Source organism: Pseudomonas sp. E141 (genome assembly GCF_052659885.1).
On sequence record NZ_CP084024.1, the window covers coordinates 3,194,660 to 3,219,727 of the forward strand.

Consider the following 25,068-nt stretch of genomic DNA (forward strand, 5'->3'; position numbering starts at 1 on the left):
AACATCCGATACGTTGCAGGACAGGCGCGAGGAGATTGCCTCCCCGCGCCTATGGGTTTTACATGTCGTAGCGCAAAATCATCCCCACCGTGCGCGGCGCGCCGACATCGATGATGTCGTCGTTACGGTTGTTGGTGACGTACTCCTTGTCGAAGGCGTTTTTGACGTAAGCGGACACAGCGACGTTCTTGGTGACTTTGTACTCGGCGTTGAAGTTCACCAGCACATAGGCGTCGCTCTTACGCTCGCCAGTGACTTTGCCGTTTGAATCGAATTCATACTCCGAAGGCGCGGTGCCCTGATAGACAATGTCCGTGCCGAGTATCAGACGGTCGTCGAAGCGATAGACACCCCCCACCGAAGCCTTGTACTTAGGCGAATAAAGGAACGACTCGCCGCTCCTGTCCTGACCATTGTCAGCGACGAAGTCCTTGTATTTGCTATCGGTCACGGCGGCGCCGACGTTCAAGGTCAGCTGTTCGGTGATGTCCTTCTCCACGAAGACTTCCAGACCCTTGATGTCACTGCGACCGGCGTTGTAGATATCAATGACGGAGCTACCGTTCTGCCGCACGCTGATCTGCTGGTCCTTCCAATCCGTGTAATACAAGTTGGCGCGGGTACGCAGGGTCTGGTCGAAGAACGAACCGCGGTAGGACAGCTCGTAGTTGGTGGTGTATTCCGGATCGTAGGCTTGGTGACCGCTACCGGAACGCAGGTTGACGCCACCGCCGCGGTAGCCTTTTTGCACCATGAAACCGAGGTATTGGTTCGCGGCCAGCTCATAGTCGATGCCGAGTTTCGGCAGCACGGCGTCAAATGACTTTTTGACTTTGGCGGGCTCGGAGAAATCGTCCTGCTCGACGTCGGTGTCGTTGGTCTCGTGGTCGTAACGCAGGCCGGTGATCAAGGTCCAGCGCGGTGCGAATGTCCAGTTGACTTCACCGAACACGGCCTTGTTCTCGATCGTGGTATCGCCCTTGACCGTACCGAACAGCACATCATCGAAAAACAGCCGGTCGTGGAAGTCGTTGCTGTTGTGGCCGTAGTACGCACCCACAAAGCTCTTCACCGTGTCCGAGGTGTAATTCAAGCGCAGCTCCTGACTGAACAGGTTACCGTCTTGCTTGCGCAGAACGACCTCGTTGTCCACGGCATTCTGGTCGAAGTCCAGACGGTTGCTGTAGTCGGTACTGGTATTGGCGGTCATGCTCGTCAGCGACCAGTCGTCGTTCAGACGATAATCCACCTTGGCGCTGAGGGTGTCCTGCTTGAGGTTGTCGAAGGCCTTGGTGTTGGACGCGATATCGTAGTAGCTCGGCTTGCCGTTGACGCGCATGGTCGAACGGTCGCCCTGGCGGTGCTCGCTGTGGGCGTAGGTCAGCAGGACATCAGTGTCGTCGTTGGGCAGGATCAGCAATTTGCCGCGGGTGTTGCTGGTGCGACGCGGGTTGGCGTCGTCATTGAGCGTGGTGTTACGGATGTAGCCGTCACCTTCGCCATAGTCCACGGCGATACGCCCGGCGATCTTGTCGTCGACGATAGAGCCACCACCGGCCACCGCCGCCCCGCGCTCACCGTAATTGCCCACATTGGTTTGTGCCGAGAAGCTCGGTTCGAAAGTTGGGTTCTTGGTCCGGATAACCACCGCACCGGCCAGGGAGTTACGGCCCTGGGTGGTGGATTGCGGGCCAAGGAATACTTCGACCTGCTCGGCATCCCAGAGCGGGACCGGGCTGAGGGTCAGCGCACGGTTCGGCTGTACGGCACCGTCGACATAAACGGATACGGCACCATTGAGGGTCGCTGGGCCCTGATCGTCAAAACCGGACACCGGCACACCACGGATACCCCAGTTTTCATTGCCGGCCTGGCTATAGATGCCGGGCGTGCGGGCGAATACATCCACCAGGTCCTTGTCGCCGTGTTCTCGCAGATTCTTGTCGGTGAGGACCACGACGCTGGACTGGGTCTGTTCAAGCGTGCGGTCGATTTTTTCACCTGTCACGGTGATCGGAGCAATCTCCATCGTGCCGGCTTCTTCGGCCGCCCATGCAGCGTTGCTCAGGCCTATGGCCGACCCTACAGCCAACGCAATTGTGTTCTTTTTGAAATTCACGCCCCGCTCCCCTGCGACAGATATTTTTAGGTTTTTTGAGCTGGCCGAAGGCTGTATGGCGCCAGCGGAGCGGAGTCTAATCCAAAAAAAAAATTAAATAAATAGTATTGATAATCTATCTCATTTGTACCTAGTATGACGTCTTGTATTGATCTGAATACATTACAGACGAGTCCTACACAACCGACCGCTGCCCTGCTTTCAAGGTCTTGTGACTGGTCGAAGAAGATAAAAGAGGATGCACAAGGATGACCTCAATCGAACACCTGAACGGGCGTTCCGAGCTTTTTTCAATGGCGCCCACGGATGCAAGCGCCCAGTCGCTACCCCTGCTGGTACAGGGGGCATCGGGACAGTCGATCCACGATCTGGACGCCTCGATTCGTGACCGCCTGGCTCATGCCCTGACCACGGTTGGCGGCGTGTTGTTTCGCGGTTTCACGGTCGCCACGCCCATCGATTTCAAGCGCTTCGCTGCCAGCTTCGGGGCACAGTTGGCCAGTTACGAATTCGGCTCCACGCCGCGCAGCAAAGTCTTCGCCGGGGTCTATAGCTCCACGGAATACCCGGCCCATCAATTCATCCCTTTGCACAACGAGCAGGCCTACACCCGCCCTTGGCCTTCGCGCATCTGGTTTCACTGCATCAAGGCCAGTGAAACCGGCGGCGAGACCCCGATTGCCGATAGCCGCCTGATCTACCAGCGCATGCCCGCCGAGATCCGCGAGCTGTTCGCCAGCCGCGAGTTGCTCTACGTCCGCAACTACAGCGGCGCCCTGGACCTGCCTTGGGAAAAAGTCTTCAACACCCAGGACCGTGCCCAGGTCGAACGCTACTGTCGGGACAACGACATCGAGTGGGAATGGAAAGCCGATGGCGACCTGCGCACTCGCCAACGTTGCGCCGCCGTGCAGCAGCATCCCGATACCGGTGAATGGGTCTGGTTCAACCAGGCGCACCTGTTCCATGTCTCGGCCATCGAACCGAGCGTACGCGCCAGTCTGCTGGAAGCGGTGGGTGAAGAGAACCTGCCGCGCCATGTCTATTTCGGCGACGGCTCGGCCATTGCCGACGACATGCTCGACACCGTGCGCGAGGTTTACCGCGAGACTGCCATCAGCTTCCCCTGGCAACCGGGCGATATCCTGATGCTCGACAACCGACTGGTGGCACACGGTCGCAATCCTTTCACCGGTGACCGCAAAGTCATCGTGGCCATGGCGTGAATTGCACATGTTTTCATTCAAACATTGGATCGAGGTGCTGGAAGCCAACGCCCAGCACTTCCCTCAGCGTGCTGCCCTGCATTTCTTGCCGGACGGTGTAAACATCGGCGAAACCCTGACCTTTGCCCAACTGCACGAGCAGTCCCAGTCCCTGGCGGCCGCGCTGCAAGCGCGTTATGCGCCGGGTGATCGCGTGCTGTTGATGCTGCCCAGCAGCCTCGACTACGCCCGCGCCTTCTGTGCCTGCCTATATGCGGGCCTGATTGCCGTGCCGTTGTTTCCGCCACCGTCGCGCAAACCGCGCCACCTCGACCGCGTCCGCAACGTGGTAGTGGATGCCGAGCCGGCGCTGATTCTGGCACCGGCGGATCATTGCGAAAGCCTGCAGGAACTGGTGGAGGGCCGCGTCGAGGTGCTGACCGTCCAGCACCTGGGCACACCACCGACCAGCCAGTGGCAACGCCCGGCTATCGACGGTTCGACCGTAGCCTTCCTGCAATACACCTCAGGCTCGACCGGCTCGCCAAAAGGCGTCGAGGTGCGTCAGCGCAACCTGATCGCCAACGTCGAACTGATGCGCCAGGCGTACGATTTCGACGAGCACGGCGCCATGGTCAACTGGCTACCGCTGTATCACGACATGGGCCTGATCGGCGGCATGCTGGCTCCGCTCTACAGCGGCATGCCGTGCTACCTGATGGCTTCCCAGACCTTCGTCAATGCGCCGTCGACCTGGCTGCAGGCATTGAGTCGCTACCGGGCCACCGCCAGCTTCGCCCCCAACTTCGCCTATGCCCTGTGCAACCGCGTGGTCAGCGACAACCTGATCGCACAGCTGGACCTGAGCAACTGGAAACACGCCATCAACGGCGCAGAGCCGATCCATCCCGGCACCCTGGAAGCCTTCGCCCAGCGTTTTGCCGCCTGCAGCCTGAACCCGTTGGCCATCAGCCCCGGTTATGGCCAGGCCGAAGCAACGCTGTGCGTCAGCGCCACGCCGGCCGATGCGCTGCCGGTGGTGCTGCGCCTGGACAAAGCCGTGCTGGAGAGCGGTCGCGTGGCCCTGGCCGCTGCCGATGCCGCCGCGGTGGAGTTCGTCGCCTGCGGTTATCCGCAAGCCTGGCACAGCATCGCCATCGTCGACCCGCACACCTTCGAGCGCTGCGCCGCCGATCGCATCGGCGAAGTCTGGCTCAAGGGCCCGAGCAACGCCGAATCCTACTGGAAGAATCCCGAAGCCACTCGTGAGGCCTTTGAGGCACGGATTGTCGGCTCATCGGAGCATTACCTGCGCTCCGGCGACCTGGGCTTCATGCACGAAGGCCAGGTGGTGATCTGCGGGCGGCTCAAGGACCTGTTGATTCTCAATGGGCGCAACCTTTACCCCCACGACATCGAATTCGCCATTACCGACGCCGAGCCGGGCATCCGTACCGGACGCATCGCCGCCTTCGCGCAAATGGACCCGGCACTGGGCCGCGAGAAACTGGTGATTGTCGCCGAGCCGCAGCGCAAGTTCGTCGACCCGGCGCATCATCCGGCGCTGTTCGCGTCGATGCAAAACGCTGTGCGCGAAGCCGCCGACTGCGGCATCGACCAGATTGTGCTGGTGCAAGCCGGCACCATCCCGATGACCACCAGCGGCAAGATCGCCCGCCAAGGTGCGCGCAAACAACTGGCCGCCGGCACGTTGAGCATCATCGCCCAGAGCGGTGGAACGCTGGCCTCGAACGACGAGCCCCTTGACCTTGCCCAGCTCAAAAACCTGGCGACCGAAACGTCGCAACAGGCCCAAGCCGCCTGCCGCCAATGGCTGGAACAGACGCTGCACGCGGTCAACCCGTATTTTTCCGCCGACTTCGACCTCAGCCTGATCGGCCAGGGCCTGGATTCCATCGGCGTGGCCGACTTTGCCGCGCGCCTGCACAGGGACCTGGGCTGGAACCTCGATACCCAAAGCCTGTTCGGGGAAACCACCCTGGGGCAATGGGCGCTGGCCCTGCACGCTTTCCTCAATGATCCAACGCCAACGGCCGATGCTCCCACCGAGCAGACCAACCCCAGTCAGGGGCATCAGTCGTTCGCCCAGCGTCGCTTGTGGTTCCTGCGCCAACTGAACCCGGACGACACCCGCCACAACCTGGTACTGCACCTGCGCCTGCAAGGTCCGCTGGACATCGAGACGCTGGCCCTGCGCCTGAACACGCTGGTCGAGCGTCACGGCGTGTTGCGCACGGTGTACCGCGACAGTGTCGATGGCCCGCAACAACAGGTGTTGCCGGCCACGGCTGTGGCGCTGGTCCATCATGATGTGCGTGAGCAGAACCAAGCGCAGCAACAGCAGACGTTGGACGAACGCCTGGCCCAAGAACACGCCACCCCTGTCGATCTGCAAGCCGGCCCAGTGCTGCGAGCGCAGTTACTCAGCCGCCATGACCAACAGCATGACCTGCTGTTGACGCTGCACCACATCGCCTTCGACGGACGCTCGGCGCAAATATTGTTGGCAGAACTGGCGGGTTCGGCGGACGCCGCGCTGCCGGGGCAATACCTGGCTTTCGCCCAATGGGAAGCCCTGCACTGGAGCGAACAGCGAATCGCCACTGAGCAAGGCTTCTGGCGCGAACACCTGGCCGGCATGCCGCAAACGTTGGAACTGGGTGGCAGCGGCCAGGCCCCGGGCGAATACAGCCTGGACTTCAACGTGCCGCAGACCGGCTGTGAGCGCTTGGCAGCGCTGGCCCGTGAACAAGGCATGACGTTGTTCATGTTGTTGCTGGCCAGCTACCAACTGGTCCTCAAGCAACTGGGCGGCCAGCCGCAGTTCCTGTTGGGCACCGACGTCAGCGGCCGACCGCTGGCAGAGCACAACGACGTCATCGGTTTCTTCGTCAACCAGTTGACCCTGCGTTGTGACTTGCGCGGCGAAGCGACCCTGGCCGGTTTCCTTGAGCAGGTTCGCGATGAGTCGCGCCTGGCCTATGCCCATCAAGGCCTGCCTTTTGATCTGGTGGTCTCGGCACTCGCGCCGCAGCGCCGCCCCGGTCACTCGCCGCTGTTCCAGGTCAAGCTCAACTATCAACCGTCACGGGTGACCCCGACCGCCATCGCTGGCGCACAGTTGTCCGCGCTGGAGGTGGCCCAGGCACCGGGGGATTTCCACCTGGTGCTCGACCTGGTGCACGGCGACGAAGGCCTCGCCGCGACCCTCAAGTATCGCGGCGAATACTTCGACCGGGACCGTGCCTTGCGCCTGCAACACCTGTGGACGCGCCTGCTGGAGCAGATGCACAGCCTGCTGGACGAGCCGTTGCCGGCACTGGCCGAGCGCATCGACAGCTGGGATCAGGCCTTTACCCGGGAGCGACAGCAGTCCCAGGCGCTGGCCGGTCGCAGCCAGATGATGCAAGCCAAACGTCGCTCCTTGTCCCTTTAACCGAGTCGGATGCCGTTATGTCTATCGTGCCCCCATCGCCACGCGCCCTTGGCGCCGTGCGTCGCAAAGCCATGAACGTCTCGGAACAACAGTTGGTCACCGAGCGCCTGCTCAGTCCGGACCACGCGCTGCCCCTGGTGATCGAACCGGCGGTCAGCGGCGTTGACCTGATCGCCTGGGCCGCCCGGGAACGCGAGTCGCTGGAAAAGAAACTGCTGCAGTACGGCGCCCTGCTGTTTCGCGGCTTCAACGTCGCGTCCGTCGAGCAGTTCGACCAGGTGATCGCCGCCCTCTCCCCCGGAGCGCTGGAATACATGTTCCGCGCGTCCCCCCGGACACGGGTCGGCGGCAACATCTACACCTCGACCGACTACCCGGCCGACCAGATGATTTTCCCCCACAACGAGCACTCCTACTCGCCGCGCTTCCCGCTGCGGTTGTTCTTCTACTGCCAACTGCCGTCCGAGACCGGCGGTGAAACACCGATCGGCTCGACCCGCGCCGTAAAGGCCAGGATCAGCCCGCAGATCGAAGCGCGGTTCCGGGAAAAAGGCGTGCTGTACGTTCGCAACTACGGCGACGGTTTCGGCCTGCCGTGGCAGAGCGTGTTCCAGTCCGAAGACCGCCGCGAAGTGGAAGCCTACTGCGCCAGCGTCGGCATCGAAGTGGAATGGAAAGACAACAATCGCCTGCGCACCCGCCAACGCGGGCCGGCCGTGGTGCGCCACCCGCGCACCGGCGAAGAGGTCTGGTTCAACCACGCCACGTTCTTCCACATCAGCACCCTGCCCGAGCGAATCCGCGATTCGCTGCAAAGCAACTTCAACGACCTCGACCTGCCCACCAACACCTTTTACGGCGATGGCGAACCGATCGAGCCGCAGGTTCTGGAATCGCTACGCGCGGCCTACCTCGACTCGCTGGTGCGCTTCAGTTGGCAGCAGGGGGACGTGTTGTTCATCGACAACATGCTCGCCGTGCACGGTCGCGAACCCTTTACCGGCAAGCGCGCCATCATGACCGGCATGGCTGAAGCCCTGCTGTCGAGCGACGTTGCCGTCTGACATTCAACGGGTCCACCCGCCGTTCGCAGGCGGCTTGCCTGACTCGAGTCCAGCAAGCCCCGACGTCTGTGCGGTGATCCAGGCTCAAGCCCTTTTCCAGTCGAGATGAACATGAGCGGACTTCAAGGTTTTCGTATTTCCCCGCAACAGGCATCGGTTTACCCCCACACCCACGGCGCAGCGCAGCACCCGTTCAGCTGTCATTTGCAATGGTCGCTGTCACAACCGCTGGACGTCGATGCACTGAACAACCGCCTGCAGGCACTGGTGGCCGGCAGCGAAATCCTGCGCACACGCCTGATGCCCGTGCCAGGCCTGCGCCACCCGGTGCAGGTGATTGACGAAGCCGGCTCACTGGCGGTGAACCTCCAAGACCTGCGCCAGCACAGCCGCGCCGATCAGGACGCCGCGCTCGCTCAGCTCGCCACCCAGCCCCGTGACTGGACAACCCCGCTGTGGGTGACCCTGGTGCGCCTGTCCGATGAGCAAGGCGTGCTGGACCTCGCGGCGGCCAGCAGCCACTTCGACCTCGCCAGCCTGAAATGGCTGGCCGCTGCATTGCTGCAAGACACTGCCACGGACCTGTCCGAAACCCTGCAGTACGCCGATTACGCCGAATGGCGCTGGAGCCTGGTGGAAGACGCACCAGATCATCCGGGCGTGAGCTTCTGGAAACCTGCGGGCGACACCGAACAGGCCACCTTGCAGCTGCCGCTGGAATCGCCCCTCGATGGTGGATTTGCGCCGACCCGACTGGAGCTGACGCTGCCGGCCGACCTCGCCCGTCACCCGGCCCTGACCCCGGAACTGCTGCTGGCGGCATGGGCAGCGGTCCTGGGACGACTGGCCGGCCAGCAACAGGTGCCACTCACTCTGATCCATGAAAGTCGCGGCGCGGAACTGGAGAACACCCTGGGCCTGTTCGAACAGTGCCTGCCCGTGAGCATCGAACTGGATGCCCAGGCGACTCTGCTGGAGCAAAGCACGCAAGTGGCCGCCACCCTGGAACGGCTGATTGGCTGGCAAGACTATTACACCGGCGACCACCACGCCGGATACGCTTTTGCCTGGCGCTCCGGCGATGCCCGGGAGCGCCACGCCAGTGCGGTCATGAACCCGTTGAAGGCTTGCCTGAACGTCCGCCAGTTGCCCGACAGCCTGCACGCGCAGGTGGTCTACGACCGCCATGTCCTCAGCGCCGACGCTGCCGGCTGCCTCGCCGAACAATGGCTGCAACTGCTGCACGGCGCCCTGGCCGAACCGCAACGGGGCTGGGCTCAATTGCACCTGGGTGGCGCGCTGCAATCGCAGTTGATCGGTGCCGGCGCGAGCGCACCCTCCATCGAACCGGTGACGCTGGTGGAATTGATTGCCCGTCAGGTTCGCCAACAACCGAACGCCATCGCCCTCAGCGACAAGGACGGCGACCTGAGCTACAGCCGCCTCGACGCCTGCGCCACGCAACTGGCCCATCAACTGGTCGCCGCCGGCATCGGTCCAGGGGTGCCCGTCGGCATCCTGTTCGCCCGCAGCAACGCGGCCATTGTCGCCATGCTCGCCGTCTTGAAAGCCGGTGGCGCCTACGTGCCCGTCGATCCGACCTACCCGGCCGACCGCCGCGCCTACATGCTCGCCGACAGCGCCATCGCCCACATCGTGGTCAGCGCCGAACTGGCCGACAGCGTGCCGGCCAACCTGCAACGCTTCGTGCTGGGAGAGCTGACAACACAGGACCTCGGCGACTGTCCGGCACTGCCCTTGCCGGACGCCAACGACCTCGCCTACCTGATCTACACCTCCGGCTCTACCGGTGCGCCGAAAGCCGTGGAAATCAGCCACGGCGCCTTGAGTTTCTCGACCCAAGTGCGCATGGCGGCCTATGAGACTCCGGTGCGCGCCTACCTGTTGTTGTCGTCGTTTGCCTTCGACAGTTCGGTCGCCGGGATTTTCTGGACCCTGGCCCAAGGCGGACGCCTGGTATTGCCCGCCCCAGGCGAAGAGCTGGAGATGGCCCGCCTGGCGCAGTTGATTGCCCAGCACCAGGTCAGCCACGGACTGTCGCTGCCGTCGCTGTACCAAGCCCTACTCGATCAATTGCAGCGCAGCGGGGGAACCGACAGCCTCGCCTGCTGGATCGTCGCGGGTGAGGCTTGCCCGCCGTCGCTGATCGCGCAACACAGCAAGACCCTGCCACACGCACATCTGGTGAACGAATACGGCCCCACTGAGGCCACCGTCTGGGCCACCTATGAGGTGCTGGACCCACGCCGGAACGTCAGCATCGGCCGTCCGATCGCCGGCATGGACCTGCGCCTGCTGAATGAATTCGACACGGCTTGCGGCATTGGCGAACCGGGTGAAATCGTCCTCGCCGGCCCCACCCTGGCCCGCGGCTATCGCCACAAACCCGAAGAAACCGCCAAGGCCTTCGTCACCCTGACCGACGGCACTCGCGCCTACCGCACCGGCGACCTGGCGTGCTGGCTAGCCGACGGGCGCCTGGCATTCCTGGGGCGCAAGGACCATCAGGTCAAGGTGCGCGGCTACCGCATCGAGCTGGGCGAAATCGAACGCCAATTGTGCAGCCACAGCGATGTGCGCGAAGCCGCGGTGATCGTCCAGGAACATGCCGCCGGCAAGCGCCTGCTCGCCTATGTCCTGGCCGCCCACGGCTACGCACCGGACTCGGAGGCGATCAAGCGTTTCCTCGGCGAGCGTCTGCCGTCGTACATGGTGCCGGCCCTGGTGCTGACCCTGACGAGCTTTCCGCGCACGCCCAACGGCAAGCTCGACACCCGCCAGTTGCCCGACCCGGAGCAGCTCGACGAAAGCGCCCACGTGGCGCCGCGCAACGCCATGGAAACCACCCTGCAAGCCATCGTCGCCAAGGTCTTGAAACTCTCGACAGTGAGCGTCACCGACAACTTCTTCGCCATCGGCGGCGACTCGATCCTGAGCCTGCAAGTGGTGGCCCAGGCCCATGAGCGAGGCATCGCGCTGTCGGCCAAGCAAGTGTTCGAACGCCAGACCGTCGCAGCCATGGCCGAGGTCGCGCAACCGCTGGATCCGAGCGCCGCCGAGCCGCAAGCCGACAGCACCGAATTCAGCGCCTCGGGCCTGTCCGATGACGAAATGCAAGCGCTGATGGCCGAACTGGACGAGGCCGACCTGTGAGCGGTTCTTCTCGTCACCACGCCATCACCGTCGCCCCTATTTACGCAGGATCCTTTCAATGACCAGCGAAAAAACCACCGGTAACCCGATCGAAGACATTTACCCGCTGTCGCCGCTGCAACAAGGGATGCTGTTCCACTCCCTGCTGCACGAAGACTCCGGTGTGTACCTGATGCAGGATCGCTACCGCATCGGCGGGGCCATCGATGAAGGCGCGTTCCTCGAATCGTGGCGCCAGGTGGTGGCGCTGCACCCTTCCCTGCGCGCCAGTTTCCAGTGGAAAAGCCAGAAGCAACCGGTGCAGGTGATCCATCGTCAGGTCAAGGTACCGCTGGACACCCTCGATTTGCGCGGGCTCGCCCCCCATGAGCAGGAAGCGCGGATCCGCACCCTGCTGGAAGACGAGCAGAAAGTCGGCTTCAACCTGTCCAAGCCACCGCTGATTCGCTTCCGGCTGGTGCGCCTGGCTGACGAGTCCTACGAATTCATTCGCAGCTTCCACCACATCCTGATGGACGCCTGGTGCATTTCCCTGGTGACCGTGGACTTCCTCAAAGTCTACGAAGCACTGTGCAATGACCGCACGCCAGAGCTGAAAAGCCCTCGGCCGTTTCGCGATTACATCCAGTGGCTGCAACGCCAGGATGCGGGCAAGGCCGAGCAATTCTGGCGCGGCCAGTTGCAAGGGCTAAACGCGCCCACGCCACTGACCGTGGACAACGGCGTGACCCGCGACCGCTATACCGATGCGGTGCTGGTGGACGACCAACTGATTCACCTGAACGAGCAGGAAACCCAGGCGCTGGCGGCGTTCTGCCGCAATCGGCGGATCACCCCGAACACGTTTTTCCAGGGCGTCTGGTCACTGCTGCTGTCGCGCTACAGCGGGCAACAGGACGTGGTCTTCGGCGTCACCGTGGCCGGGCGTCCGGCCGACCTGACCGGCGTCGCGCAAATGATCGGCCTGTTCATCAACACCCTGCCACTGCGGGTGTCGGTGGACCCGAATGCCACGCTCGGCAATTGGCTGGGCGACCTGCAAAAGCTCAACGTCGACATGCGTGACTTCGAGCACACGCCGTTGACCGACATCCAGGGCTGGAGCGATTTCCCCCGGGGCGAGACCCTGTTCGACAGCATCCTGGTATTCGAAAACGCCCCCATCGACGAACAGATCCTCGAAGGCGGCTTCCAGTTCAGCCTCGAAGGCATGGACCACAGCGTGCACACCCACTACGGCTTGACCGTGGTGATCCTGCCGGGGGAACAGCTGGGCATCCGCGTGTCATATGACCGCGAACGTTTCGAGGCCGCCACCGTGCAGCGCCTGCTGGGCCACATCGCCAGCCTGGTGCGCAGCATGCTCGCCGCCCCCGACGCGCCGTTGGCCAGCTTCGAACTGCTGGCCGCCGAGGAGCGCCAACAGTTGCTGGGCGAGTGGGCACTCAACCGCCACGATTTCCCGCTGGATCAAAGCTACGCCGAGCTGTTTGCCGCCCAGGTCGCCCAGCGCAGTGATCAGGTCGCCGCGATCTGCGCCGGTGAGTCACTGACCTACGCCGAGCTGGACCTGCGTTCCACGCGCCTGGCCCATGCCCTGCGCGAGGCCGGCGCCGGTGCAGATCAACTGGTCGCGCTGGTGGCCCCTCGTGGCCTGGCGCTGTTGACCATGATGCTGGCCGTGTTCAAGGCGGGCGCAGCGATGCTGCCCCTTGAGGTCAATCACCCGCCCGAGCGCCTGCGGGAAATCCTCGGGCTGTCCCGCGCGCCTCTGCTGGTGGCGAGCGAAGCCTGCAGCGGCCTGCTCGATCAACTGCTCAGCGACCTCGACCGGGCGCCCGAGGCGCTGTTCGCCGAGGCCTGCTGGACGTCGGGCAACGACGCGCCTCTGCCGGTGCTCGCCGGTCCGGACAGCCTGGCCTACGTGCTGTTCACCTCCGGTTCGACCGGCACTCCGAAGGGTGTGATGATCGAACAGCGCGGCATGCTCAACAACATCTTCGGCAAAGTACCGGCCCTGGGCCTCAGCGCCGCCGACCGGATACCCCAGACCGCCTCGGTGGCGTTCGACATTTCGGTGTGGCAGTTCCTCGCCGCGCCGGTGCTCGGTGCCACCGTGCACATTCTCCCGGATGAGGTCGCCCACGACCCGCAACGCCTGCTGCAAGTGCTCGCCAGCGAGCGCCTGAACGTGCTGGAAATCGTCCCGAGTCTGATGCGCACCCTGCTCGCGCTGTGCCCATGCGATTTGCAACTGCCGGACCTGCGCTGGGTATTGCCCACCGGTGAAGCCCTGCCGCCGACCGTGGCCCGCGACTGGTTCGCCCGGTTCCCCGACATTGCCTTGATGAACGCCTACGGGCCGGCTGAATGCGCCGACGACGTGGCCTTCCAGCCGATTTTCGAAGCACCAGGGGCCGAAGTCAGCCACATGCCCATCGGCCAGCCGACCGCCAACAACCGCCTGTATGTGCTGGACGAAGCCCTGCGTCCGGTGCCGGTTGGCGTGGCCGGGGAAATTTGTGTCGGGGGCGTCGGCGTCGGCCGCGGCTATCTGCACGACCCGCAACGCACCGCTGACGCCTTTATCGACCATCCTCAACTCGAAGGTCGCCTGTACCGCACCGGTGACCTGGGGCGCTGGCGTGCAGACGGGGTGATCGAATACCTCGGCCGCCGCGACCAGCAGGTCAAACTGCGCGGGCACCGGATCGAGCTGACGGAAATCGAACACCGTCTCGCGCAGCACCCGAACGTGCGGGAAGCCGCGGTCCTGCTGCGGGAAAACACCGCCGGCGAAGCCTGGCTGGTGGCGTACTGGGCGGCCCATGACGAGTCCGTGGGCAGCGACGACCTGAGCGAGCACCTGCGCGCGCAACTGCCGCCGTACATGGTGCCGGCGGCCTTCGTCTGCCTGGACAAGCTGCCTCTGAACAACAACGGCAAGGTCGATCGCAAGGCCCTCGCCGCCCGTGAGCTGGACTGGCAGGCCGACACCCAGCACAGCATCGCCCCGCGCAACGCGCTGGAAACCAGCGTGGCGTCTGTCTGGGCCGAGGTCCTGGGGCGCGACACAGTGGGCGTGGAAGACAACTTCTTCACCCTCGGCGGCCATTCGCTGCTAGCGACCCAGATCGTTGCCCGCCTGCGCACCCAATTCAAGCTCGACCTGCCGTTGCGGGTGTTGTTCGAACAGCCGACCGTGGCCTTGCTGGCCGAAGCCATCGGCGCCCGCCAGGCCGAGGCCGCCGCACCGCAGAGCAGCGCGCTCAACGTGCCCCAGGCCCGGCCACGCCCGACGCTGCTGCCGCTGTCGTTCTCGCAACAGCGCCTGTGGTTCATCGAGCAACTGACGCCGGGCACCACCCTGTTCAACATCCCGTTCGCCCTGCACCTCAAGGGTGAACTCAACGTCCAGGCGCTGCACGCCAGCCTGAACGACCTGCTGGTGCGCCACGAAATCCTGCGCACCGGCATCCACAATAATAACGGCGTGCCCTGCCAGCGCATCAGCCCAGCGCTGGACATCTCGCTGCCCTTCGAAGACTTGTCGAGCCTGACCGCTACCGCGCGCGCCGGCGCGCAGTTCAATGCCTTGCAAGACACCTTCGAGCAACCGTTCGACCTGACCTGCCCTCCGTTGCTGCGGGCGCGCTTGCTGCGCCTGGCGCCGGACGAGCATGTGCTCGGCATCGCCCTGCATCACCTGGTCTCGGACGCCTGGTCGGCCACCATCGCCCTGCGCGAGCTGGCCCTGGGTTATGAAGCCCGTTGCAACGGCGCGCCCGCCGCCCTGCCGGCCCTGCCACTGCAATACGCTGACTTCGCCCTCTGGCAGCGCGAACATCTGCAAGGCGCGGAACTCAAGCGCCAACTCGATTACTGGACCACCACCCTGGACCGTCGCGACAGCGACGCCAGCCCGCTGCTGGCCTTGCCCACCGATCATCCACGGCCATCGGCGCAAAGCTACCGCGCCGGGATCGTGCAGCGCGAACTCAGCGCCGACCTCAGTGGCCGGGTGCAAGCCTTTGCCAGTCGCCTCGGCACCACGCCGTTCACCGTCCTGTTCGCCGGTTTTGCCGTGCTGATGCACCGTTTGAGCGGCGATGCCACGGTGCTGGTCGGCACCCCGGTCACCCACCGGGACCAACCGGGCACCGAAGGCCTGCTGGGCATCTTGCTGAACAACCTGGCGATTCGCGCGGACTTCGAGCCGCAAGCCGACTTCACCGCCCTGGTCAAACAAGTGGCCGAGCGTCTGCGCAATGGCTTGCTGCATCAGGACCTGCCGTTCGAACAATTGGTCGACAGCCTGCAACTGCCGCGCAGCCTCAGCCATGCGCCGCTGTACCAGGTGATGGTCGCCCAGCAACTGGCCATGGAGTCGCGGTTGCGTTTCCCGGGGCTGGAATTCGAAGCCCTGGACACGCCGCTGCGGCACTCCGAATGCGACTTGGACTTGCACGTGCTGTGCCCGGCCAATGCGCCGATGCAGCTGGAGCTGATGTTCGCCCTCGACCTGTTCGTCGCCGACAGCGCCCGCCAGACTCTCGCGCGCCTGGAGCATCTGCTCGAACACATGCTCGCCGAGCCACAGCGCCCGGTCGCCGCCTTGCCGCTGCTAATGGACGCGGAGTGGCAACGCACCGTGGTCGAGTGGAACCGCACCGAGATGCAGGTGCCGACGCACCTGACCTTTGCCCAGTTGTTTGAACAACAGGCCGAGCGCACCCCGGAACGCGACGCCCTGTGTTTCGAAGGCCGCAGCCTGAGCTACGGCGAACTGAATCGGCGCGCCAACCAGGTGGCGCATTACCTGCGCAGCTGTGGTGTCGGTGCCAACCGCCCGGTGGCGCTGTGTGTCGAGCGTTCGCTGGAACTGCTGGTCGGCCTGCTGGGCATTCTCAAGTCCGGCGGCGCTTATGTACCGCTGGACCCGACCTACCCGGTGGATCGCCTGGCGTACATGCTTGAAGACGCGCAGCCGGCACTGTTCCTCGGCCAGCAAGGCCTGCTGGAACAGCTGGGCGCCGAACTGCCACGCTTGCGCCTGGACAGCGACGCAGCGCTGTTCGCCAACCAGCCGGACAGCAACCCTGCCCCGCTCGCCGGCCCGCAAGACCTGGCCTACATCATGTACACCTCCGGCTCGACCGGTAAGCCCAAGGGCACCCTGGTAACCAACGGCTCGGTGGTCAACCTGGCCTGGGCGCGCATCCATGGCTTGTATCGCCGCTACACCGACCAGCCGATGCGCACCAGCTTCAACTACTCGTTCGCCTTCGACAGCTCGGTGGCCGAGCTGATCCTGCTGCTCGACGGCCACAGCCTGTACCTGACCCCGGAAGACGTGCGCTACGACCCCGAGGCCCTGGCCGGGTTCTTCCGCGACACCCGTCTGGAAGCCTTCGAGTGCACCCCGGCACAGCTCAAGGCCCTGCTTGAAAGCGACGGTGTTCGCCGTGGCGAGGTGTACCTGCCGCGCTTCGTGCTGTTCGGTGGCGATGCGGTGGATGCACAGCTATGGCAACGCTTGCCGTCGATTGCCGGCAGCCGCTTCTTCAACACCTACGGCCCAACCGAATGCACGGTCGATGCAACCGGTTGCGCGGTGGATGACTTCCCGCTGCGGCCGATCATTGGCCGGCCGATCGCCAACGTGCGCACTTACGTGCTCGATGCGTTCCTCAACCCGATGCCGGTGGGCGTCCCGGGGGAACTGCACATCGGCGGTGCCGGCGTGACCCTGGGCTACCTCAACCGTGCCGAACAGACCGCGAAGGTGTTCATCGAAGACCCGTTCTCGTCGCTGCCCGGTGCGCGGATGTACAAGTCCGGCGATCTGGTGCGCTGGCTGCCCGACGGCCAGCTCGAATACCTGGGACGCATCGATCATCAAGTGAAGATTCGTGGCTTCCGCGTCGAACTGGGGGAAATTGAAACCCTGATCGGCGCCCAACCGGGCGTGCGCCAGGCCGTGGTGTTAGCCCGTGAAGACGTGCCCGGCGACAAGCGTCTGGTGGCCTACGTGACCTGCGACCAGCAGGCCGACATCCACGCCTGGCGCAACGCCATTGGCGCCGCCCTGCCCGACTACATGGTGCCTTCGGCATTCGTGCTGCTCGATGAGTTGCCACTGACCGACAACGGCAAACTCAACCGCAAGGCCTTGCCGGCCCCGGACATCCAAGCCGCACCAGACGCTCTGCAGCCACCGCGCAGCGTCGCCGAACAGCAACTGGCTGCCCTGTGGGCCGAGTTGCTGAACGTGCCGTCGTCGCAGATCGGCCGTGATAGCCACTTCTTCTACCTCGGCGGCCACTCGCTGCTGGCGGCGGCGCTGTTTGCCCGCCTGCGTCAACAGTTCACCAGCGTGCCACCGTTGCGCTCGGTATTTGAACACCCAACCCTTGAAGCCTTGGCCGCGCTGCTGGGCGATCCCCTGCAAGCCCCGGCGGCGACCTTCGCTGCACCGGCACGTCCGGCACGCCTGCCGCTGTCGTTCGAACAGCAACGCTTGTGGTTCCTCGAACAACTGAGCGCCGGCGGTGGTGAATACAACGTGGTCAGCGCCGTGCAACTGGACGGCGAACTCGATGTCCAGGCCCTGCAAATGGCCCTGAACAATGTGGTCCAACGCCACGAAATCCTGCGCAGCCGCATCGTGCGCGATAGCGACGGCGAGTTGGCGTTGATCGTCGAACCCCAAGTCGATATCACCCTGCAAGTCACGCCACTGCAGGCCGCCAGCGACGAGCAGTGGCAACAACTGACCGACGCGGCGATCCACGCGCAAACCGGCCGCCGTTTCGACCTCGCCGCCGAAGTGCCCGTGCGTGCCACACTGCTGCAACGCAGCGGCGGCGCCCAATCGCTGCTGTTGCTCAGCCTGCACCACTGCGCCACCGATGACGCCTCCAGCCAGAACCTGCTGGATGAACTGCGACAGTTCTACACCGCCCAGTGCCAGGGCACTCCGGCGGCACTCCCGGCGCTGGCGCTGCAATACCCCGATTATGCCCTCTGGCAGCGCGAGCCCAGTCAACAGACCGCGTTCAGCAGCCAACTGGAATACTGGCGCAACCAACTGGAGGACGGCGACTACCTGCTGGACCTGCCGACCGAACAGGGCCGTCCAAACCAGCTCGCCCCGACGGCCGGCGCAGTGCAACTGCAACTGCCGTCTGCCCTGGTGGAACGCCTGCGGCAGTTCGCCCAGCAACGCGGCGCCACGCTGTACATGCTCATGCTCGGTGCGGCGCAGTTGCTCTTGGGGCGCTACGCCAACCAGCGCGACGTACGGGTCGGCAGCCCGGTGGCCCAGCGTCCATTCGCCGAGCTGCAACCGCTGATCGGCTGCTTCGTCAACACCGTGGTCATGCGCGCCGATCTGGATCCGACGCTGGATTTCGAAGGTTTGCTGGGCCAGGTGCGCAACCGTGTGCTGGATGCCCAGCAGCATCAGGACGTGCCGTTCGACCAGGTCGTGGAGCACCTGAAACCTTCGCGCAGCCTCGGCCAGACGCCGCTGTTCCAAGTGCTGTTCGCCATGCAGAACGCCGATTCGTCGAGCCAGCCATGGCCGCAGTTGCAGGTCAGCGAACGGGCGGTGACCGCCCAGGCCACCAAGTACGACCTGAACTGGGAAGTGCACGACGGCGAGGTGCTGTCGGTGTTGCTGGAGTACCGCGCCGCGCTGTTCAGCGAAACCACGGCCCGGCGTTGGCTGGAACAGTGGCAACAACTGCTGGAAGCCATGCTCGAAGCACCGCAGACCCGTCTCGGCGACTGGTCACCGTTGCCAGCGGCCGAGCGTCAGCGTCAACTGGTCGAATGGAACGCCACCGAGCGCAACTACAGCGGCCCGACCGACCTGCACACCGCGCTCAGCCAACAAGCCGCCCTGAGCCCCAACGCCCTGGCATTGGTGTTCGAAGGCCAGCGCCTGAGCTATGCCGAACTGGATCAACGGGCGCAAACCGTTGCCCGAGCCCTGCGCGCCGCCGGTGTAGGCACCGACAGCATCGTGCCGCTGTGCATGGAGCGTTCGGTGGAGATGGTCGTGGCCTTGCTCGGTATCGTCCATGCCGGCGCCGCGTGGTTGCCGCTGGACCCGGAATTGCCGGCTGCACGCCTGGCGTTCCTGATCGAAGACGCCGATGCCAAGGTCACCTTGACCCAGGCGCAGTGGCTGTCGCGCCTGCCCGCCGGGCATCAGGCCTGGACCCTCGACGCCCTGCCCCAGGCCCCGGCGTTCGAGCCGATCAGCGTCGAAGCTCACGACCTGGCCTACGTGCTCTACACCTCCGGCTCCACCGGCCAACCCAAAGGCGTGATGAACGAACACGGCGCCTTGATGAACCGCCTGCACTGGATGCAGGACGCCTTCCCGATTGGCCCGAACGACCGTGTTCTGCAAAAGACCCCGTACAGCTTCGACGTCTCGGTGTGGGAGTTCTTCTGGCCGCTGATCACCGGCGCGACCCTGGTGGTCGCCCGTCCGGACGGGCATCGCGACCCGGCCTACCTCAGCCAGTTGATCCAGCAGGAGCGGGTCACGACATTGCACTTCGTACCGTCGATGCTCCGTGCCTTTGTCGAAGAACCGAGCCTGATCAACTGCCACAGCCTGCGCCAGGTGTTCGCCAGCGGTGAAGCCCTGCCGGTGGATCTGGTGCGGCGTTTCATGGGCCAGCACCCAGCGGCCCTGATCAACCTGTACGGCCCGACCGAAGCGGCCATCGACGTCTCGGTCTGGCGTTGCTCGGCCAACGACGTGATCGTGCCGATCGGCAAGCCCATCGCCAACCTGCGCTTGTACATCCTCGACGAGGCCATGCAACCGTTGCCGATTGGCAGCATCGGCGAGCTGTACATCGGTGGCGTCGGCGTGGCCCGTGGTTACTTGAAACGTCCGGACCTGACCGAGGTACGCTTCCTCGCCAGTCCATTCGTGGCCGGTGACCGCCTGTACCGCACGGGCGACCGTTGCCGCTTCCTGGCCGATGGCAACATCGAGTACCTGGGGCGTCTCGACCATCAGGTGAAATTGCGCGGCCAGCGCATTGAACTGGGGGAAATCGACGCTGCACTGCTCGCGCAGGCCGGTGTTCGCGATGCCGCCACCTTGTTGCTCGACCAGCGCCTGGTGAGTTTCTGGTGCGGAGACACCGATGAGGCGACCCTGCGTGCCGAGTTGAGCGACAGCCTGCCCGCGCACATGCAGCCAAGCCTGTTCGTGCAGCTCGACAGCCTGCCGCTCAACAGCAACGGCAAGCTCGACCGCAAGGCATTGGCCACCACGCCGCTGCCACAGAGCCAAAGCGACCAGCCGCGCACAGCACCGCGCAACGCCACAGAAAGCGTACTCTGCGAACTGTTCGGCGAAGTGCTGGGTTGTTCGCCAGTCGGCATCGAAGATCACTTCTTCCAACTCGGCGGCCACTCCTTGCTGGCCACCCGCCTGGTCAGTCGGGTCCGTGAACGCCTTGGGGTTTCGCTGCCCTTGCCGCTGGTGTTCGCCCAACCGACGGTGGCGGCCTTGGCCGAGCATCTGCGCGCGGCCATCCCCGGTGAAAGGATCAGCGCGCAACCGCGCCCGGCGCAATTGCCCCTGGGTCTGGCCCAGCGCCGATTCTGGATGCTCAGTCGCCTGGTGCCGGAATCCCGCGAGTACCACATGCCGTTTGCCCTGACCTTGCGCGGTGAGCTGCAGGTCCAGGTCTTGCGCGAGGCCTTTGAGCAGCTCAGCCAGCGCCATCTGGTGCTGCGCAGCCGGATTGTCGAAGTCGACGGCGAGCCGCAACTGCTGATCGACGACCACGGGCCGGCGCTCGCGGTCACTGACGTCGCGACCCAGGACTGGGCCTCGGCCTGCGCCAACGCCCAGGACGAACTGATGACAGCGTTCGACCTGGCCGCCGCCGCACCTTGGCGCGCGCATCTGCTGCAACGTCAGGGCAGCGACGAAAACCTGCTGCTGGTGTGCCTGCACCACAGTGCCACCGACGGTTGGGCCATGCAGTTGCTCATCGACGAACTGACCCAGGCCTACGCCGCCGGCCTCAACGGGCAGTCGCCGGCCTGGACGCCGCTGGAGATCGACTACGTCGATTTCGCCCTGTGGCAACAGCACCCGGACACCCAGGCCCGACGCAGTGACAGCCTGGACTATTGGAAAAACCACCTGGGCCAGGAAGACTACCAACTCGACCTGCCCATCGACCATCCGCGTGGCGCCGAAGCAGATCGTCGCGCCCGGCAACTGACCCTCCGTCTCGGCACCCAGCGCGCCGAAGCCATCCGTCAGTTCGCCCGTCAGCGCGGCACCACCACCTATGTAGTGCTCGCCACGGCCTTGAGCGCGCTGCTGGCGCGTTACAGCGGTCAACGGGACATTCGCTTCGGCACCCCGGCGGACCAGCGTGATCAACCGCAAGCCCAGACACTGCTGGCCTGTCTGGTCAACACCCTGGTGATCCGCAGCGACGTCGACCAACGGGCTCCGGCCGAGCAATTGCTCACCAGCCTCGAGGCCGACCTGCGCGCAGCCCAGGCCCATGCCGACCTGCCCTTCGCCACCCTGGTCGGTGCTGTCGCGCAAAACCGCGACCTGAACCGTACACCGCTGTTCCAGGTGCTGTTCTCCCTCAACTATGGCCGGGTGGACAGCAGCCAATGGCCGGGGCTGAACGTCGAAGAGCAGATGCTGCCGGTGATCGACGCCAAGTTCGAACAGAGCTGGGAAGTCCAGGACGATGGCAGCGACATGACGCTGGCGCTGGAATACCAATCGGCCTTGTTCGACGAAACGACGATGCAACGCTGGAGCGCGCAGTGGTGTGCGCTGCTTGATGCCTTGGTGGCAACCCCTGGGCGCACGCTGGTCGAACTGTTCCCGCAACAGCAGGATCAGCAGCAACTGGATCGCTGGAACGCCACCGAACGTCACTACAGCGGCCCGACCAACCTGCACACCGCGCTCAGCCAACAAGCCGCCCTGAGCCCCAACGCCCCGGCATTGGTGTTCGAAGGCCAGCGCCTGAGCTATGCCGAACTGGATCAACGGGCGCAAACCGTTGCCCGGGCCCTGCGCGCCGCCGGTGTAGGCAGCGACAGCATCGTGCCGCTGTGCATGGAGCGTTCGGTGGAAATGGTTGTGGCCTTGCTCGGCATCGTCCATGCCGGCGCCGCGTGGTTGCCGCTGGACCCGGAATTGCCGGCTGCACGCCTGGCGTTCCTGATCGAAGACGCCGATGCCAAGGTCACCTTGACCCAGGCGCAGTGGCTGGCGCGCCTGCCCGCCGGGCATCAGGCCTGGACCCTCGACGCCCTGCCCCAGGCCCCAGCGTTCGAGCCGATCAACGTCGAAGCTCATGACCTGGCCTACGTGCTCTACACCTCCGGTTCCACCGGCCAACCCAAAGGCGTGATGAACGAACACGGCGCCTTGATGAACCGCCTGCACTGGATGCAGGACGCCTTCCCGATTGGCCCGAACGACCGTGTTCTGCAAAAGACCCCGTACAGCTTCGACGTCTCGGTGTGGGAGTTCTTCTGGCCGCTGATCACCGGCGCGACCCTGGTGGTCGCCCGTCCGGACGGGCATCGCGACCCGGCCTATCTCAGCCAGTTGATCCAGAAGGAGCGGGTCACGACGCTGCACTTCGTACCGTCAATGCTCCGTGCCTTTGTCGAGGAACCGAGCCTGGTCAACTGCCACAGCCTGCGCCAGGTGTTCGCCAGCGGTGAAGCCCTGCCGGTGGATCTGGTGCGGCGCTTCATGGGCCAGCACCCGGCGGCCCTGGTCAACCTGTACGGCCCGACCGAAGCGGCCATCGACGTCTCGGTCTGGCGTTGCTCGGCCAACGACGTGATCGTGCCGATCGGCAAACCCATCGCCAACCTGCGTTTGTACATCCTCGACGAGGCCATGCAGCCGTTGCCGATTGGCAGCATCGGCGAGCTGTACATCGGTGGTGTCGGCGTGGCCCGGGGTTATCTGAAACGCCCGGACCTGACCGAGGAACGCTTCCTCGCCAGCCCATTCATCGAAGGTGACCGCCTGTACCGCACCGGCGACCGCTGCCGCTTCCTGGCCGATGGCAACATCGAGTACCTGGGGCGTCTCGACCATCAGGTGAAATTGCGCGGCCAGCGCATCGAGCTGGGGGAAATCGACTCAGCGCTGCTTAACCTGCCGGCCATCACCGGCGCCTGCACCCTGGTCATCGACAACCGCCTGGTGGCGTTCTACAGCAGTAGCACCGCGCAGTCGGACCTCGACACCCAGCTCGCGGCCGAACTGCCGGCGTACATGGTGCCGGCGGTGTGGGTGCAAATCCCGGCCCTGCCCCTGAGCACCAACGGCAAGATCGACCGCAAGGCCCTGGCTGCCCTGCGCCTGCCAAGCACCCAGAAAGACTACGCGGCACCGCGCAACGAGCTGGAACGCCTGCTCTGCCAGTTGTTCGGCGAACTGCTCGGCGACACCTTGACCGGCGGCCGTGAAGTCGGCACCTCGGACAGTTTCTTTGCCCTGGGTGGTGACTCGATCCTCGGCCTGAAACTGATCTCGCGCCTGCGTGAACAGGGCTATTCGCTCACGCCACGGGACCTGTTCCGTTCGCCGACCCCGGCGGCGCTGGCCCACGTGACCACGACTCTGTTGACCCAGGCCGAGCAAGGCGACGTGAGCGGGCCAATGCCGCTGATGCCGTTGCACCAGTGGTTCTTCGACCAGCAGCAGGTCCAGGCCGCCCACTGGAACCAATCGGTGCTGGCCGACAGCGACCGTCGCCTGGAACCGGCCATCGTGCAAGCCACGCTGGACCGGCTGGTGGCCCACCACGACGCCCTGCGCTTGCGTTTCAGCAACATCGACGGGCAATGGCAGGCGCACATCGCGCCGGTGGCCCCGGCCCAACTGACCCGCTGCGAGCGCCCGGAACAACTGCTGCACGTCGCGCAGAGCCTGGACCTGCAACACGGCCCGTTGTTTGCCGCAGCCCTATTGGAGGGTACGCCGCAGCGCCTGTACCTGGTGGCCCATCACCTGGTGGTCGATGCGGTGTCCTGGACGCCGCTGCTGGAAGACTTCCAACAGCTGTACCCCGCCCTGGAACGTGGCGAAAGCCCGGCGTTGCCGGCAAAAACCACCTCGTACCGTCAATGGGCCGAGCACCTGCAAGCCCATGCCGCGAAGGCTGCTACCGAGCATCGCTACTGGAGTGCCCAGGTCGGCACGAACCGGCCGCCCATGGCCACGGTCGCCGAGCGCCAGACACTGGCGGCTCGCTGGGATGCCAGCCGCACGCAGCAATGGCTGACCGAGTCCCACGCGGCGTACCGCACGCAACCGGAAGAACTGCTGATCGCCGCCCTCGCCGCGACCCTGGCCGAAGTCGAACAGCGCAGCGATATCGTGGTGGACCTTGAGCGCCACGGACGTGACGCACCGTTTGCCGGGCTGGACGTCGGCCGCACCGTCGGCTGGTTCACCACGCTGTACCCACTGCGGGTGAACGCCCGCGGTGCCGCGGGCGAGCAGGTGCGCAACGCCAAGCAAGCCTTGCGTGACGTACCCGGCCAAGGCCTTGGCTACGGCTTGCTGCGTCAGCGCGGCGAGTTGCCGGCCAGCCACGGTGATGTGCTGTTCAACTACCTGGGGCATGAGCAAACGCCAGAGGGCTGGTTGCGCGCCAGCAGCCTGACCCCGCCGCCGGAGGTGGCCCCGGTGAACCGAGTGACCCATGCCCGTGAAGTAGTGGCCTGGCTGGAGGACGGCGTGCTGCGTGTCGAATGGCACAGCGTCACGCCGAACGCCGACAGCCGTTTGCCCGCTCGTCTGCTGGAACACTTGCAGGCGCTGGTCGAGCACTGCCTCGACCCGCAGGCCGGTTCGCTGATGCCAGCGGATTTCCCGCTGGCCAAGGCGCTGAACCAGAAGTCCCTGGACAAGCTGCTGGGCAAACTCAAGACCAAACCCAATTCCCAAAGCTAGCGAGCGACGCCGCGCCCGCGCAGGTCTCGGACCGGCGCGGCGCC

General features: G+C 64.7%; 6 protein-coding genes. 5 read left to right on the forward strand and 1 reads right to left on the reverse strand.

Translation table 11 applies throughout. The annotated features are described in order from the left end of the window. Nucleotides 1-58: 58 nt before the first annotated feature. Nucleotides 59-2,119: a TonB-dependent receptor gene (locus GKKCFE_RS14245; protein WP_445576676.1), complete on the reverse strand. Its 2,061-nt coding sequence runs from the start codon at nucleotides 2,117-2,119 to the stop codon at nucleotides 59-61. Nucleotides 2,120-2,367: 248 nt separating this feature from the next. Here GKKCFE_RS14245 and GKKCFE_RS14250 point away from each other — a divergent pair, with 248 nt between their 5' ends. From GKKCFE_RS14250 to GKKCFE_RS14270, 5 genes are all read left to right on the forward strand, one after another. Next, entirely contained in the window at nucleotides 2,368-3,345 is a 978-nt protein-coding gene (locus tag GKKCFE_RS14250; RefSeq protein ID WP_445576677.1) for a TauD/TfdA family dioxygenase, read from the forward strand. A gap of 7 nt (nucleotides 3,346-3,352) precedes the next feature. Beyond that, a complete protein-coding gene (locus GKKCFE_RS14255; RefSeq protein WP_445576678.1) occupies nucleotides 3,353-6,781 on the forward strand; it encodes a condensation domain-containing protein in 3,429 nt (1,142 codons plus the stop codon). Between the two features lie 17 nt (nucleotides 6,782-6,798). Next, nucleotides 6,799-7,845 carry a TauD/TfdA family dioxygenase gene (locus tag GKKCFE_RS14260; protein ID WP_076384134.1) on the forward strand — a complete coding sequence of 349 codons (1,047 nt, stop codon included), beginning with the start codon at nucleotides 6,799-6,801 and terminating at the stop codon, nucleotides 7,843-7,845. Between the two features lie 111 nt (nucleotides 7,846-7,956). Beyond that, nucleotides 7,957-11,019, forward strand: a complete 3,063-nt coding sequence (locus tag GKKCFE_RS14265; protein ID WP_445576679.1) for a non-ribosomal peptide synthetase — start codon at nucleotides 7,957-7,959, stop codon at nucleotides 11,017-11,019. Between the two features lie 58 nt (nucleotides 11,020-11,077). Beyond that, entirely contained in the window at nucleotides 11,078-25,024 is a 13,947-nt protein-coding gene (locus GKKCFE_RS14270; protein ID WP_445576680.1) for a non-ribosomal peptide synthase/polyketide synthase, read from the forward strand. The last annotated feature ends 44 nt before the right edge of the window (nucleotides 25,025-25,068 follow it).